The organism is Microbacterium sp. 71-23 (genome assembly GCF_001897265.1).
Lineage (GTDB): Bacteria > Actinomycetota > Actinomycetes > Actinomycetales > Microbacteriaceae > Microbacterium > Microbacterium ginsengisoli.
Genome location: NZ_MKSL01000012.1, coordinates 83,452 through 96,130, shown reverse-complemented (window position 1 = coordinate 96,130; position 12,679 = coordinate 83,452). Strand labels below are relative to the sequence as shown.

Below are 12,679 nucleotides of genomic sequence, written 5' to 3'. Positions count from 1 at the left end.
GTGAGGACAGGTCGCCGTTGTGCTGTGGCGGCGGCCACATGTGATTGCAACACTCCTGGTGCAAGGGACACTGGGCCGGTCGAACCCCCATCGACCGGCCCTTTCCTTTTGCCCGGAAAGGGCCGGGGCCGCGCGTCTCGCGCCGGCCAGCTGACCGCTCAGCGCGACGCGAGGATCGCCGTCAGTGCGCGGAAGAACGCCTTTCCATGCACCCGCTCGATCGCCGTGGCATTCGGGGCATCCGATCGCCAGTCGAAGACGGTCGCCCCGCGGGTGAGCTCGCCACGCAGCTCGACGCCCACGCGGTAGGGGCGCTCGACCTCGACGAGCGAGGGGTCGAGCGCGACGAGCACCGAGAGTGAGTCCGGATGCGTCGACCCGCCGATGCCCGCCGCCGAATCGAAGGCGAACGTCGCCTTGTTGGCCTGCACGAAGAACGCCGACAGGCGGGTGCCGAGGGCCTCGATCTCTGCGATTCGGCCGGCGTCGAACACCGTGTCGCGGATGGCCGTCGGGTCCCACGGCACGAACCGCAGGCTCGGGAATCCGGCTCCGACGACGATCGCCGCCGCCTCCGGATCGACGTAGATGTTGTACTCGGCGGCCGGCGTGATGTTGCCACGGCCGTTGATCGAGCCGCCCATGACGACGATCTCGCGCACGCGGGAGGCGAACTCCTCGTCGCGACGCACAGCGAGCGCGATGTTGGTGAGCGGTCCGATCGCGACGATGACGAGCTCGCCCGCGTACGCCCGGGAGAGTCGTAGCAGCGCGTCGACGGCGTGCTCCGAATCGACCTCGGTCGTGCCGGTGCGCCGCTGACCTCCGACGCCGTCTTCGCCGTGCACGTCGGTTGCGCTCACCCAGTCGGCCACGAGTGGGCGGGCGGCGCCGACGTGTACCGGCACGTCGCCGTCGCGCCCGGCGAGCTCGAGCGTGAGCAGTGCGTTCTCGGTCTGCTGCGCGAACCCGACGTTGCCTGCCACGATCGTGACCGCCTTCAGGTCGGCACGCTCATGCAGCGCCGCGGCCAGCAGCGCGAAGCAGTCATCGGCCGCCGTGTCGGTGTCGACGACGAGCGGGATGCGCCCGGACCTCGGGCGCGGCCCACCAGACCGACGGGCGGACGGCTGCGCCGGGGCGCCGGGACGCGCGGGGAGCGAGCCGGAGATGAGAGCTTGGAACAGCGGCGAATCACTCACCGACGTGACCTCCTGCCGGGTGGGTTGCGGGCGTCCACGGCATGGGGGCGGAGCGGCGGCTGCGGCATCCGACCCACTCGATCAAGCCTAGATCGCCTCCCGGTGCGCCACCGACCACCTGGGGACCGTACGCTATGCCCATGACCGATCGCCGTCTCGCCATCGACGCCTGGGAGAGCCTCTTCCGCGCGCAGCACGAGATCTTCGGCGAGATCTCCGGCGACTTCGTCGACGCCCCGCTCGAGCAGGACGAATACGACGTCCTGCTGACGGTCGTGCGGGCCCCCGAGATGACCGCGCGGCTGCGCGACGTCACCCGCAACCTGCTCATCAGCCAGCCGAGCGTGTCGCGCCTGGTCGATCGCATGGTCACCCGCGGGCTCGTCACCAAGTGCCCGGACCCCGAGGACGGCCGCGGCTCGCTCGTGCGCGCGACGGCGCAGGGGGCGCGGGCGTTCCGCAGCCTCGGTGCGCAGCACGCGCGCACCATCGTCGACCGCATGTCGACCCTCGACGACGCCGAGCTGCAGGCGCTGCTCGCCCTCACGACGAAGCTGCGCGAGCCGGCCTGCCCGACCGAGCTCGGCGAGACCGCCTGACCGGCGGCCGCCTCCGTCTGCACGACGCGCGTCCGTCCGACCGGAGCCGCACCCGCCCGACCCGAGCCTGCGTCAGCACTCGATGACGTTGACGGCGAGTCCGCCCTCGCTCGTCTCCTTGTACTTCGTCGACATGTCGATGCCGGTCTGCCGCATCGTCTCGACCACCTGGTCGAGGGACACGAAATGCGAGCCGTCGCCGCGCAAAGCGAGGCGGGCGGCGGTGACGGCGGTGGATGCCGCGATCGCATTGCGTTCGATGCACGGGATCTGCACGAGACCCCCGACCGGGTCGCACGTGAGGCCCAGATGGTGCTCCATGGCGATCTCGGCGGCGTTCTCGATCTGCCGGTTGGTGCCGCCCATCACGGCGGTGAGCCCGCCCGCTGCCATGGCGCACGCCGAGCCGACCTCGGCCTGGCAGCCACCCTCGGCTCCCGAGATCGAGGCGTTGGCCTTGAAGAGCGACCCGAGTGCTGTGGCGGTGAGCAGAAAACGACGGATGCCGCGGCGACGGTTCGCCTCGGCGACCACCGCGTCGTCAGCCGCCTCGGGAAGAGCGTGCGCGGCCTCGCCGGTGAAGCCGAGCAGCGCACTGCCGACCAGCTCGCCGTACGGCGTGACGGCGTTCCCCTGCCCGAGCCCGGAATCGGCGAGGAAGCGCCACCAGTACATCGCGACGGCGGGGACGATGCCCGCGGCGCCGTTGGTCGGTGCCGTGACGACGCGCCCGCCGGCGGCGTTCTCCTCGTTGACGGCGAGCGCGAAGGCGCCCAGCCACTCCCCCGGCAGCTCCCGGTGGCCGTCGGCCTCGGCGGCCTCGAGTTGCGATCTGATCGCGTCGGCGCGCCGGGCGACCCGCAGCATCCCGGGCAGCGTGCCGGTCGCGTGAAGACCCGCGTCGACGCACGCCGACATGGCGTCCCAGATGCGGTCGAGCCCCGCCGCCACCTCGGCCTCGCCGCGCAGCGCCTCCTCGTTGCGGCGGGCGAGTTCGGCGATCGTGAGGCCGTGCTCGTCGCAGAGCGCGAGCAGGGTCGCCGCGTCGCCGTAGGAGAACGGGAGCGCCGCCGGGGAGACCGCGGCATCCTCGCCCTCGCGTCGGATGAAACCGCCTCCCACCGAGTAATACGTGTCTGCGGCGATCGTGACACCGGCATCGCCGGAGGCGACGAGCGTCATCGCGTTCGGGTGCCCGGGGAGCCGTGTGCGCGGCGCGAAGGCGATGTCGGATGCCGCGAACGGCACGGGGTGGTGCCCGGCGAGCCGCAGCGGCTCACCCTCGGGGTACCGGCTCCACGCGTCGCGCACATCGGCGGGATCGACCGTCTCGGGGGCGAACCCGCGCAGCCCCGCGATGACAGCGTCGGGCGTGCCGTGACCGATGCCCGTCGCGCCGAGCGACCCGTAGAGCGTCACCGTCACTCGGCGCACCGCGGCGAGCTGGCCCGTGGCATCCAGCCGCAGCACGAAGTCGCGGGCGGCCCGCATCGGACCGACGGTGTGGGAGCTCGAGGGACCGATCCCGATCGAGAACAGCTCGAACGCCGAGACATAGGCACCCATGCGTTCGACCCTACGCCGGGGGTGCGGATTCTACTCCTCGACCCGCCTCCGGCGAGGGCCCTGGCACGAGCTCACGGCTGCGACGCAGACTGTCGGCATGGTTGGTATCGCCGTTCTCATTCTCCTCATCGGCCTCGTGCTGCTGCTCCTCGGTGTGTTCGTGAAGGCGGTCGGCTTCCTGCTGTGGCTCGGCGTGGTGCTGATCGTCATCGCGATCATCGCCGCACTCATCCGCTTCATCCGACGGCAGGTCTGATCCGCATCGCGCACCGAATCGGGTGCGCGAGAATGCCGGAGTGACCGCGGCATCCGATGACATCGTCTGGGACGTCATCGTCGTCGGTGCCGGCCCCGCAGGCTCGTCGGCTGCCCGATGCGCGGCGGCCGGCGGCGCGAGCACCCTGCTCGTCGATCGGGCGACGTTCCCGCGCTACAAGACCTGCGGCGGCGGTCTGCTCGGGGTGAGTCGGCGTTTCCTGCCGCCCGAGGGAGTGGCCGCGATCGAGGCCGAGGTGGGCCGAGTCGTCTTCACGCACGACGGCGCGCGCCCGGTCGAGATCCGCCGCGACGAGCCGTTCCTCACGATGGCGCGGCGCGAGCGTCTCGACGCGGCGCTCGTCACCGCCGCGCAGCGCGCGGGGGCCGTGTTCCGCGAGGGCGTCGCCGTGCAGCGGGTGGGGGCGGCATCCGATGATCTCGTGGCGGTCGAGACGAGCGCGGGCGTGCTGCGGGCGCGGGTCGTGATCGGCGCGGACGGCGTCGGCGGACGGATCGCCCGCCACGTCGGAGTGACCCCCGCGCGCGTCGACCTCGGACTCGAGGACGAGCGGGAGCGCGGCCGGGCGCCGCGCGACACGGTGCGCATCGATTGGGGTCCGGGCGCGGGCAGCTACGGCTGGCTCTTCCCGAAGGGCGAGGTCGATGAGGTGGGTGTGATCGAGGCGCGCGGGCGACCCGAGCAGACACGCGCCTACCTGGCCGCGTGGCTGCGCGAGACCGAGACGACGGATGCCGCGCCCCGCCACTCGAGCGGGCATCTCACGCAGTGGCGCACGGCGTCCTCGCCGTTGCGCCGCGGGGGCGTGCTCGTCGCCGGTGATGCGGCGGGCCTGCTCGAACCGTGGACGCGGGAGGGCATCTCCTTCGCGCTGCGGTCGGGTACCTGGGCGGGCGAGGCGGCGGCGCGAGCGGCGGCGGGCGACCCGGCCGCATTGGACGGGTACGTCGCGCGGGTCGAACAGGAGCTGCAGCCCGAGATCCGCACCGGCGCGCAGTTGCTCGCGGTCTTCGAGCGGCATCCGCGTCTCGTGCACGCCGCCCTCGGCCGGTCGCGGCGAGCCCGGCGCGCATTCGTCGAGTTCTGCGCGGGTGAGACGCCGCTCTCCGCGTATGCGACGCGCTGGTGGTTCCGTCTGGCGGTGGGCCTCCTCGGGCGGGGCGGATCGGCGACGGTCTGACGCGAACCGGGACCCGCTGCGCTGCCGCGGGATCAGGTGACGAGCGCCCCCGGCCCCGGGACGACCGCGACCTGCTCGCGATCGACCGCACGCCCGTGTGCATCGACGAAGGCGATGCGGACGTCACCTCCATCGCGGGCGTCGACGTAGCGCGTGGCGGGTCCCCACGGCGACGCGACATGGACGTCTCCCCACTGGCTGAGCGCGCCGAGCACCGGCAGCAGGGCGGCGCCGGCGGCGGTGAGTGTGTACTCGTCGCGCTGCCGCGCGCCCTCGTCGCGGTACGCGCGGCGCTCGATCACTCCGAGATCGACGAGCTTCGACAGCCGATCGGAGAGCACATCGGGTGCCACCTCGAGCCGCGAACGGATGTCGGCGAACCGGGTCACACCGAGGGCGATGTCGCGCACGACGAGCAGCGCCCACTTCTCGCCGAGCACGACGAGGGTGCGGGCGATCGAGCAGCGTTCGTTGACGGGAGAGGGCGGCTTCACGCGTCCATCCTATCTGAGTTGGTATTTCCAATCTAGGTGGTACGCTCTCGACATGACCTCACTCGTGGATGCCACCCTGCTCATCACCGGCGCGAACGGCGGGCTCGGCTCGCACTTCGCCCGCATCGCCCTCGAACGCGGCGCGCGCCGTGTCTACGCGACCGCACGATCGCCGCGCGAGGCGACCGACTCCCGGATCGTTCCGCTCGCCCTCGACGTGACCTCCTCGGCGTCGGTCCGCGCCGCCGCACAGGCCGCGGCCGACACCACCATCGTCGTGAAAAACGCCGGCATCGCGGGCGGGAACTCGCTGCTGTCGACCGACCTCGACGAGGTGCGGCGGGTCTTCGACACGAACGTGTTCGGCGCGCTGAGCGTGGCACAGGCCTTCGCCCCCGTGCTCGCCCGCAACGGTGGTGGCGCGCTCATCGACGTGCACTCGGCGCTGAGCTGGTTGGCCCGCGCCGGCGCCTACTCGGCGAGCAAGGCCGCGCTCTGGTCGATCACCAACTCGCTGCGCCTCGAGCTGCAGGCGCAGGGCACGCAGGTGCTCGGCGCCCACCTCGGTTACGCCGACACCCCGATGACCGAGGGCCTCGATGTCGCGAAGGCCGACCCGGCCGACATAGTGGCGGCGATCTACGACGCCCTCGAGTCGGGTGAGCACGAGGTGCTGGCCGACGCGGTGAGCGTCACCGTGAAGGCGGCCGTCTCTCAGCCGCTTCCGGTGCTGTACCCCGAGCTCGCGCGCTGACGATCAGCCCGGGAGCGTCACGGCGACCGGCTCGAAGCTGAACGGGCCGGGGCACGACCCGAACACGGGCGCCTCGGCCTTGTGGCCGATCGTGAAGGTCTGATCGATGAGCACCGAGCCGGCGTCGGTGACGCGCACCGTGATGAGCGACGTGTCGCCCGCGGGAGGGGTGGCGTACGGCGCCTGCTGGGGCACCTCGACCCGCGTGCGTTCGACGATCGTGAGGGCCGAAGGCGCGCATCCGGCGCCGAAGCAGGCCGCCAGGCTCGCCGACGCCGGCAGCGCGGGGGTGAACTCGAGCACCGCCGGACCGCTGTAGACGTAGCCGATCGCGGGGCAGGCAGTCGGGCCGACGGCACACCCCGGGGTGAGCACGGCGACAGCGAGCGCCACAGCACCCGCACCCGCCCACCTGCCTCTCATGCCGCCGAGGCTAGCGGGGCCGAGTGACCCGGGGCTGAACCGATGCCCGATCGAGATGAACATTCTCACGGTGCGCGTGGGCGCGGAGCCGCGGCATCCGGAGCACACTGACGGCATGCACCAGACGCCGGTGTACTACTACTCGTCCACCTCGAACCTCACCCGCCGGTTCGCCGAGCACCTGACGGAGAACGACGGCAGGCCCGTGCGCGACCTCGCCGACGCCGAGGTGCGACAGAGCGAAGCGGATGCCCCGTGGGTGCTGCTCACGCCCTCATACAAAGCCGGCAACGACGATCAGGTGACGCTGCCCGCGGCGGTGCGGGCGTTCCTTCGGTCCGCCGTCACCCGGCGGAATCTCGTCGGCATCATCGGCTCGGGCAATCGCAACTTCGGTCGGTACTACCAGGCGGCTGCGCGTGAACTCGCGGAGCTGTCCGGGCGCCCCATCCTGTTCGAGTTCGAGCTCTCGGGTACCCCCGAAGACGTGACTCGATGCGCGGAGATCCTCGGGGAGCTCGACCGGGCGCTCGCCACCGGGTGACCCCTCAATCGCGCACGAGGGTTGCGGCGTCGGAGGTCAGGCGGGCGGCGACCGCATCGAAGGGCGCGAGCGAGCGCTGAGCCCGAGCGATCGCCACGGCGCCCTCGATCGCAGCGAGCAGTGTCGTCGCGAACGAGGCGGCGGCTGCGGCATCCACCCCTGTTGCGGCGAGCCGGGCGGCGAGGGCGTCGATCCATCCGCCGAAGAGGGTGCCGGCCGTGTCGCGCAGCGGCCCGTCGGTTGACGCAGTCACGGCGAGCAGGGAGCATCCGACAGCGAAGTCTGTCGCGACGAGCGTGTGCCGCCAGACGGCGATGAAGGATGCCACGACCTCGACGGGGGTGTCGCCGGTGAACCCGCCGACGAGCGCGATGACCCGGTCGGCCTGCCGGCGCACCGCCAGCTCGACCAGCTCGTCCTTGCCGCCCGGGAAGTGGTGATAGATCGACCCGCGGGGTGCACCCGAGGCGGCGATGACGTCGCTGAACGAGGTGGCCTGATAGCCGCGCTCAGCCAGCAGCCGCGCCGCGGTGTCGGCCATCTGCTCCCGCGCGCCGCTCAGGACTCGCCCCGCAGCGACGCGATCTCGGCGCGCGCGGCGCCGACGATTTCGGCGTTCGTGTGCGCGTGACCCCACAGGCCCCAGCCACCCTCGGGGGCCTCGGTGAGCAGCACCCAGGTGCGCTCGCGCCAGCTCGGGTCGCCCGCGGCGTCCGCCACGAGATCGGTGAGCGCGCTCACGACGGCGAGCTGCTTGTCGCGGTCGAGTGCACCGGCGTTGGTCAGCACCTGCACGCGCACGTGATCGCTCGATCCGTCGACATCGGACAGTGCCGCGGCGGGAAGCTCATGAACGAACGCGGCGGTGTTCGCCCGGAACATCGGGATGTCGGGCACCTGCTCGACGTCCTTCACGGCGGCGGCGGCACGCTGGGCGAGGGAATGCACGTCGGCGATGAGTCCGGCCGGAGCGTAGATGTCGATCATGGGCATGGGGAGCCTCCGAGGTCGCGAAGTATGATGCTCGTCATACTATGACGGCCGTCATATGACCCGCAACCGCGTCACTGCGTGAAGAGGTTGCGCAGCAGGGTCAGGTAGACGATCGCGAACACCGCGACGATGCCGACGTTGACGGCGAGGCGCCACCAGAGGTGGTCACGCAAGAACGCCACGTCGAGCCCGACGATGAGCCCACCCATCACGAGCAGGTAAATGACGACGAACACGGTGTGCTTCATGGTGGCCTCCGGATCGGATGTCTCGGCACCATCCTGCCCCCACTCGCGCCCGCCCGCTCCGCCCTCCCTAGGCTGGGCTCATGACGTCGGATGCTCCGGATCCGCGCGCGTGCCCGACGTGCGGCGATCCCCTGCGGTTCGAGATCCTCGACGACGAACGCTTCCTCGTCGCATGGTCGTGCGTGAACTGCGGACTGATCCGCACGACCGAGCCGGTCTGAGACCCCGCAGACGCGAAACGGCCCGCCGAAGCGGGCCGTTTCACTTACTGTCTCAACACAGTGTGCGCCCGAAGGGACTCGAACCCCTAACCTTCTGATCCGTAGTCAGATGCTCTATCCATTGAGCTACGGGCGCATGTTCTCGCGGCCATTTCGGCGCGCGGGCACCAGGAGAGCATACCCCAGGACGTGCTCCCGGAACGAATCGTGGATGCCGCGGCCCGCGGCATCCCCTCACTCGTCGAGTTCGCTCAGGTCGATGCCCGATGCCTTCGGCGCGGCACCCGAGACGATCTCACCGCCGGGAAGCGCCTCAGGCTCCCCGTCGACGAGCCGCTTGCGGTGAGCGGCGAGCTTCGGCAGGTCGACGAGCTTGAGGCTCATCATGCGCGCCTTGCGCATCTTCTCGTAGTCGGGCTCGAGGTCGGGGCGCGCCGCCTCGATGCGCAGCCGCCGGTCGATGTTGCGCGAGACCTCGCTCCATGCCGCCTCGCGCGCCGCCTCGACGAGCTCGCGCAGCGTCGCCTCGTCGGCGGCACGCTGCTGCAGCTCCTCGGCGATGCGCAGCGACTGCTTACGTCGACGCCGAAGATTCTTGACGTCGCGGCTGCGGTAGTCGTGGGTGCCGTCCGAGAGGCTGAACCGGCGGCTGGCGCGCTTGCGCTCCCGCTCCGCCCGCTTGCCGTCGGCCTCCGCCTCCCGCGCCAGCGCCAGCAGCGCCTCCTGCGCGTCGGGAAGGAACAGCTCGACATCGAAGTCGGCGTCCGACGAGATGAGCGCGACCAGCATGCGGTTCTTCAACGTCAGTCGCGTGGCGGCCGCGGCGATGTAGAGACCTTCGGCGACGACATCCTTCGTCTTGGCGACGCGTGCGGCATCGTTCGGGCTCTCGCCCTCCCGGCTCTTCCAGATCCGCGCCACAACCACTCCTGTGTCGAGGGTAGTGCCCGCAGGCCTGTGAGGTCGATGACGGATGCCGCCCCTCACCCCGCGAGCTTGGTGATCACCGCCTCGACACGTCGCGCGCGGGTGTCGGCGGCCTTCGCGGACTCGACGCTCACGACGTGCGCCTTGCGGTGGCTGGGAGCGAGCGCGGCGAACGCGGCGGCGAGCCCGGCGGATGCGAGCGCGGCGGCGAGGTCGGCCGGAACCTCGACGTCGCGAGGCGCGGTATCGAGGGCGGGCTCGACGGTGACCGCGTCGCCCCCACCGATGCCGGTCGCCGCTCGCTTGTCGGAGCTGAACGGCACGAGGAACAGCCCCTGCATCACCCCGACCGTCGAGCGGTACTCGTAGCCGTTGACGCTCACCACGACGGCGGGACGCTTGCCACCTCCGAGCGCCTCGAGCACCGCGGGCGGCACCTCGATGCCGGTGTTGTTGCCGAACTGCGACATGGTCGTCTCGAACCGCTGCGTCATCATGCGCACAGCGTAGGCCCGCCCGGCGACGTCGGGTAAGGGAGTAGCGACCTCGCTGCAGCAGCGCAACCCCCGGCATCCGTCGACGCCGGCCGCGTACCGTCACCGGTGTCCGTACACACTTCACGAAAGGGGTATCGACATGGGACTCATCGATGACGCCAAGGACGTCGCGGAGACCGCCGGCCGCAAGGTCAAGGAGGGCTTCGAGGACGCCAAGGACCGCATCGGCGACAAGGTCGACGAGGTCAAGGCCGACGCGAACGTCAAGAAGGCCGAAGCCGAGAAGGAGCGGGTCGAGAAGCGCAACGAGCTCAAGGAGCAGTTGCGCGGCGAGTGACCGCTCCGCTGAGCCCGTCGCTCAGCGTCGCGCGGCAGGAATGTGTCGAGGCCCCCGGGATGATCTCCCGGGGGCCTCGATGCGTGGGGCTCAGAGGGCGGCGAGCGCCTGCTCGAGGTCGGCCACGAGGTCGTCGACCGACTCGATGCCCACCGACAGCCGCACGACGGACTCCGGCACGGCGAGCTCGGTGCCGCGCACCGAGGCGTGGGTCATCTCGTCGGGGTAGTTGACCAGCGACTCGACGCCGCCGAGCGACTCGGCGAGTGTGAAGAGGCGCGTCGACTCGGCGAAACGGCGGGCGGATGCCCCGTCGCCGAGGTCGAGCGTGACGATGCCGCCGAACGCCGACATCTGTCGCGCGGCGAGCTCGTGTCCCGGGTGCGAGGGAAGGCCGGGGTAGTAGACCCGGGCGACCCTGTCGTGCCCCTCGAGCACCTCGGCGATCTGCTGCGCGTTCTCGCTGTGCCGCTGCATGCGCACCGCGAGCGTCTTGATGCCGCGGGTCGTGAGCCACGCGTCGAGCGGCCCCGACACGGCACCGGTGGCGAACTGCAGGAAGCGCGCCTTCTCGGCGAGCGCGTCGTCGGCGATGACGAGTGCACCGCCGATCACGTCAGAGTGCCCGCCGAGGTACTTGGTCGTCGAGTGCACGACGACATCGGCGCCGAGCGCGAGCGGCTGCTGCAAGGCGGGCGAGGCGAAGGTGTTGTCGACGACGACGACCGCGCCGGCCGCGTGGCCGAGGCGCGCGAGCCCGGCGATGTCGGTGACGCGCAGCAGCGGGTTCGATGGGGTCTCGACCCAGACGATCTTCGCCGGACGCTCGGCGAGTGCCGCCTCGACCTGGGCGAGGTCGCTCATGTCGACGACCCGCAGGCCCACCCCCCAGGGCCCGAGGATGCGGGCGATCAGCCGGTAGGTGCCGCCGTAGACGTCGTTGCCGAGAAGCACCTCGTCGCCGGGCTGCAGTGCCGCGCGCAGCAGGGCGTCCTCGGCGGCGAGGCCCGACGCGAACGAGAGACCGTGCACGCCGCCTTCGATCGCCGCGATCTGACGCTCGAGGGCGGTGCGGGTGGGATTGCCGCTGCGGCCGTACTCATAGCCGCCGCGCAGCCCGCCGATGCCGTCCTGCGCGTACGTCGACGAGAAATGCACGGGCGGGATGACCGCGCCCGTCGTCGGGTCGAACTCCTGCCCGGCGTGCACCGCCAGGCTGTCGAAGCCGCGGGCGGACGAGGCGTGGTCGGTCATGCGTTCACTCCAGTGATCGGGGTCGGGGTCGGGACGTCGTAGCCGTGGGCGCGCATCCAGTCGTCGTCGTACAGCTTCGAGAGGTAGCCGCGGCCGTGGTCGGGCAGGAGCACGACGACCACGGCATGCTCGTCGAGGTCGCGCGCGACGCGCAGCGCACCGACCACCGCCATGCCGCTGGAGCCGCCGACGAGCAGACCCTCCTCGCGGGCGAGGCGCCGCGCCATCGCGAACGACTCCGCGTCGGACACGCGTTCGTAGGCGTCGACGACGGTCGGGTCGAAGGCCTCCGGCCACATGTCCTCGCCGACGCCCTCGACGTCGTAGCCGTGCACGGGGCCGCCGGAGTAGATCGAGCCGACCGGGTCGACGCCGATGATGCGCACTGCGGAGCCCGCGGCATCCCGAAGGAAACGGCCCGTCCCCGTGATGGTGCCCCCGGTGCCGACGCCCGCCACGAAGTGGGTCAGGCGTCCGTCGGTGTCACGCCAGATCTCGGGACCGGTCGAGCGGTAGTGGCTCGCCGGACCGTTCGGGTTCGCGTACTGATTCGGCTTGAAGGCACCCGGGATCTCACGAGCGAGGCGGTCGGACACCGAGTAGTAGGAGGTGGGGTCATCGGGTTCGACGTTCGTCGGCGTGACGACGACGTCGGCGCCGTACGCCCGCAGCACCGCCCGCTTGTCCTCGGCGACCTTGTCGGGCACGACGAACACGCACCGATAGCCACGCTGCTGGGCGACGAGCGCGAGTCCGACGCCGGTGTTGCCCGAGGTCGGCTCGACGATCGTGCCGCCCGGGCGGAGCAGTCCGCCCCGCTCGGCGGCGTCGATGATGGATGCCGCGATGCGGTCCTTGCTCGAGCCGCCCGGGTTGAAGTACTCGACCTTGGCGAGCACGGTGGCACGGATGCCGGCGGTGACGGCGTTCAGACGGACGAGAGGCGTGTTGCCGACGAGGTCGGTCACGCTCGAGGCGTAGCGCACGAGAGATTCCTGGGGGTGGTGTCACGCGGGGGCGTGACGGCTGACGGGGGTCGATGAAGACGACGCGAAGGCGTCGATCAGCGACAACACAGACAGGTCAGCACGCGGCCACCCTACCCCGACCCACCCGGGAGCGCGCAACCCGTGACCGCCCCATCCCGATTCTCACGGCCGTCC

At 71.2% G+C, this 12,679-nt stretch carries 18 protein-coding genes and 1 tRNA gene; 7 read left to right on the top strand and 12 right to left on the bottom strand.

Going from position 1 to position 12,679, the window contains the following annotated elements:
- Positions 1–158: 158 nt before the first annotated feature.
- Entirely contained in the window at positions 159–1,202 is a 1,044-nt protein-coding gene (locus BGO15_RS04745; protein ID WP_235557397.1) for a nucleoside hydrolase, read from the bottom strand.
- Positions 1,203–1,342: 140 nt separating this feature from the next.
- Here BGO15_RS04745 and BGO15_RS04740 point away from each other — a divergent pair, with 140 nt between their 5' ends.
- Entirely contained in the window at positions 1,343–1,801 is a 459-nt protein-coding gene (locus BGO15_RS04740) for a MarR family winged helix-turn-helix transcriptional regulator (RefSeq protein WP_045247167.1), read from the top strand.
- 72 nt (positions 1,802–1,873) lie between these two features.
- On the opposite strand, the gene BGO15_RS04735 is transcribed toward BGO15_RS04740, so the two are convergent.
- Positions 1,874–3,367 (bottom strand): L-serine ammonia-lyase, iron-sulfur-dependent, subunit alpha, encoded by a 1,494-nt coding sequence (locus tag BGO15_RS04735; RefSeq protein ID WP_056519021.1) that lies wholly within the window; start codon positions 3,365–3,367, stop codon positions 1,874–1,876.
- A gap of 97 nt (positions 3,368–3,464) precedes the next feature.
- Here BGO15_RS04735 and BGO15_RS04730 point away from each other — a divergent pair, with 97 nt between their 5' ends.
- Together BGO15_RS04730 and BGO15_RS04725 are read left to right on the top strand one after the other, a co-directional pair.
- Complete coding sequence (locus tag BGO15_RS04730) at positions 3,465–3,623, top strand: hypothetical protein (RefSeq protein WP_171006184.1); 159 nt, start codon at positions 3,465–3,467, stop codon at positions 3,621–3,623.
- 40 nt (positions 3,624–3,663) lie between these two features.
- The gene (locus BGO15_RS04725) at positions 3,664–4,824 is read left to right on the top strand and encodes a geranylgeranyl reductase family protein (RefSeq protein WP_056519025.1); all 1,161 of its coding nucleotides are present in this window, start codon (positions 3,664–3,666) and stop codon (positions 4,822–4,824) included.
- A 32-nt stretch (positions 4,825–4,856) separates the two neighbouring features.
- On the opposite strand, the gene BGO15_RS04720 is transcribed toward BGO15_RS04725, so the two are convergent.
- Complete coding sequence (locus BGO15_RS04720) at positions 4,857–5,318, bottom strand: winged helix-turn-helix transcriptional regulator (RefSeq protein WP_235557398.1); 462 nt, start codon at positions 5,316–5,318, stop codon at positions 4,857–4,859.
- A gap of 52 nt (positions 5,319–5,370) precedes the next feature.
- On the opposite strand from BGO15_RS04720, the gene BGO15_RS04715 reads away from it, so the two are divergent.
- Entirely contained in the window at positions 5,371–6,072 is a 702-nt protein-coding gene (locus BGO15_RS04715) for an SDR family oxidoreductase (RefSeq protein ID WP_056519027.1), read from the top strand.
- 3 nt (positions 6,073–6,075) lie between these two features.
- Here BGO15_RS04715 and BGO15_RS04710 read toward each other — a convergent pair whose 3' ends face one another.
- A complete protein-coding gene (locus tag BGO15_RS04710; protein WP_156454731.1) occupies positions 6,076–6,495 on the bottom strand; it encodes a hypothetical protein in 420 nt (139 codons plus the stop codon).
- 115 nt (positions 6,496–6,610) lie between these two features.
- Between BGO15_RS04710 and nrdI the strand changes: the two genes are divergently transcribed.
- Positions 6,611–7,039 (top strand): class Ib ribonucleoside-diphosphate reductase assembly flavoprotein NrdI, encoded by a 429-nt coding sequence (gene nrdI / locus BGO15_RS04705; RefSeq protein WP_045247195.1) that lies wholly within the window; start codon positions 6,611–6,613, stop codon positions 7,037–7,039.
- 4 nt (positions 7,040–7,043) lie between these two features.
- Here nrdI and BGO15_RS04700 read toward each other — a convergent pair whose 3' ends face one another.
- From BGO15_RS04700 to BGO15_RS04690, 3 genes are all read right to left on the bottom strand, one after another.
- On the bottom strand, positions 7,044–7,580 hold the full coding sequence (locus BGO15_RS04700; RefSeq protein WP_056208057.1) for a TetR/AcrR family transcriptional regulator: 537 nt from the start codon (positions 7,578–7,580) through the stop codon (positions 7,044–7,046).
- 17 nt (positions 7,581–7,597) lie between these two features.
- Positions 7,598–8,032, bottom strand: a complete 435-nt coding sequence (locus BGO15_RS04695; protein ID WP_056208053.1) for a tautomerase family protein — start codon at positions 8,030–8,032, stop codon at positions 7,598–7,600.
- A gap of 71 nt (positions 8,033–8,103) precedes the next feature.
- The gene (locus BGO15_RS04690; protein ID WP_048809182.1) at positions 8,104–8,280 is read right to left on the bottom strand and encodes a hypothetical protein; all 177 of its coding nucleotides are present in this window, start codon (positions 8,278–8,280) and stop codon (positions 8,104–8,106) included.
- 80 nt (positions 8,281–8,360) lie between these two features.
- Between BGO15_RS04690 and BGO15_RS04685 the strand changes: the two genes are divergently transcribed.
- A complete protein-coding gene (locus BGO15_RS04685; protein ID WP_200930884.1) occupies positions 8,361–8,501 on the top strand; it encodes a hypothetical protein in 141 nt (46 codons plus the stop codon).
- A 63-nt stretch (positions 8,502–8,564) separates the two neighbouring features.
- Here BGO15_RS04685 and BGO15_RS04680 read toward each other — a convergent pair.
- From BGO15_RS04680 to BGO15_RS04670, 3 genes are all read right to left on the bottom strand, one after another.
- A tRNA-Arg gene (locus BGO15_RS04680) sits at positions 8,565–8,637 on the bottom strand.
- A gap of 98 nt (positions 8,638–8,735) precedes the next feature.
- The gene (locus BGO15_RS04675; protein ID WP_048809181.1) at positions 8,736–9,422 is read right to left on the bottom strand and encodes a hypothetical protein; all 687 of its coding nucleotides are present in this window, start codon (positions 9,420–9,422) and stop codon (positions 8,736–8,738) included.
- 62 nt (positions 9,423–9,484) lie between these two features.
- Entirely contained in the window at positions 9,485–9,925 is a 441-nt protein-coding gene (locus BGO15_RS04670) for a YdeI/OmpD-associated family protein (protein ID WP_327037318.1), read from the bottom strand.
- Between the two features lie 139 nt (positions 9,926–10,064).
- Between BGO15_RS04670 and BGO15_RS04665 the strand changes: the two genes are divergently transcribed.
- Complete coding sequence (locus tag BGO15_RS04665; RefSeq protein WP_045247156.1) at positions 10,065–10,262, top strand: hypothetical protein; 198 nt, start codon at positions 10,065–10,067, stop codon at positions 10,260–10,262.
- 90 nt (positions 10,263–10,352) lie between these two features.
- On the opposite strand, the gene BGO15_RS04660 is transcribed toward BGO15_RS04665, so the two are convergent.
- Both BGO15_RS04660 and BGO15_RS04655 read right to left on the bottom strand, forming a co-directional pair.
- Positions 10,353–11,516, bottom strand: coding sequence for a cystathionine gamma-synthase (locus tag BGO15_RS04660; protein WP_056208049.1), 1,164 nt, complete (start codon positions 11,514–11,516; stop codon positions 10,353–10,355).
- The gene (locus BGO15_RS04655; RefSeq protein ID WP_235557399.1) at positions 11,513–12,484 is read right to left on the bottom strand and encodes a pyridoxal-phosphate dependent enzyme; all 972 of its coding nucleotides are present in this window, start codon (positions 12,482–12,484) and stop codon (positions 11,513–11,515) included. The genes BGO15_RS04660 and BGO15_RS04655 overlap by 4 nt, the downstream gene beginning before the upstream one ends.
- Positions 12,485–12,679 lie beyond the last annotated feature (195 nt).

Excerpts from the sequence above, each read along its gene's own strand:
- BGO15_RS04740 (WP_045247167.1), top strand. The coding sequence starts at position 1,343 with ATGACCGATCGCCGTCTCGCCATCGACGCCTGGGAGAGCCTCTTCCGC.
- BGO15_RS04735 (WP_056519021.1), bottom strand. The coding sequence starts at position 3,367 with ATGGGTGCCTATGTCTCGGCGTTCGAGCTGTTCTCGATCGGGATCGGT.
- BGO15_RS04730 (WP_171006184.1), top strand. The coding sequence starts at position 3,465 with ATGGTTGGTATCGCCGTTCTCATTCTCCTCATCGGCCTCGTGCTGCTG.
- BGO15_RS04715 (WP_056519027.1), top strand. The coding sequence starts at position 5,371 with ATGACCTCACTCGTGGATGCCACCCTGCTCATCACCGGCGCGAACGGC.
- BGO15_RS04710 (WP_156454731.1), bottom strand. The coding sequence starts at position 6,495 with ATGAGAGGCAGGTGGGCGGGTGCGGGTGCTGTGGCGCTCGCTGTCGCC.
- nrdI (WP_045247195.1), top strand. The coding sequence starts at position 6,611 with ATGCACCAGACGCCGGTGTACTACTACTCGTCCACCTCGAACCTCACC.
- BGO15_RS04700 (WP_056208057.1), bottom strand. The coding sequence starts at position 7,580 with ATGGCCGACACCGCGGCGCGGCTGCTGGCTGAGCGCGGCTATCAGGCC.
- BGO15_RS04695 (WP_056208053.1), bottom strand. The coding sequence starts at position 8,032 with ATGCCCATGATCGACATCTACGCTCCGGCCGGACTCATCGCCGACGTG.
- BGO15_RS04690 (WP_048809182.1), bottom strand. The coding sequence starts at position 8,280 with ATGAAGCACACCGTGTTCGTCGTCATTTACCTGCTCGTGATGGGTGGG.
- BGO15_RS04685 (WP_200930884.1), top strand. The coding sequence starts at position 8,361 with ATGACGTCGGATGCTCCGGATCCGCGCGCGTGCCCGACGTGCGGCGAT.
- BGO15_RS04670 (WP_327037318.1), bottom strand. The coding sequence starts at position 9,925 with ATGATGACGCAGCGGTTCGAGACGACCATGTCGCAGTTCGGCAACAAC.
- BGO15_RS04665 (WP_045247156.1), top strand. The coding sequence starts at position 10,065 with ATGGGACTCATCGATGACGCCAAGGACGTCGCGGAGACCGCCGGCCGC.
- BGO15_RS04660 (WP_056208049.1), bottom strand. The coding sequence starts at position 11,516 with ATGACCGACCACGCCTCGTCCGCCCGCGGCTTCGACAGCCTGGCGGTG.